1 pseudogene is annotated in these 275 nt (G+C 52.4%); it reads left to right on the forward strand.

The annotated features are described in order from the left end of the window. Nucleotides 1-275, forward strand: a pseudogene (locus ACRHNM_RS16710) (peptidylprolyl isomerase); the annotation flags it as partial.

Below are 275 nucleotides of genomic sequence, written 5' to 3' on the forward strand. Positions count from 1 at the left end.
ATCTCCGTATCCAAGGAGGAGATCGCGGCTTATATTAAGGAAAACCCAAGCGAATTCAAGCAGGAAGCCGCCCGCGATTTGCGCTATGTGTATTTTGAGGAAAAAGCGAGTGCCGCGGACGAAACGGCCATTGAGGAATCCCTCCGCGCCCTGTTGGAAGACGAGGAAGAATACCGGGAGGACCTGGATTCTACCGTGGTCAACCCGGGCTTTTTGAATACCGATGACATGCTGGCCTTCCTGGATCGGAATTCGGACACCAAATACGACACTAT

Origin of the sequence: Psychroserpens mesophilus (genome assembly GCF_050617655.1) — a bacterium.
Taxonomy (GTDB): domain Bacteria; phylum Bacteroidota; class Bacteroidia; order Flavobacteriales; family Flavobacteriaceae; genus Psychroserpens; species Psychroserpens mesophilus_A.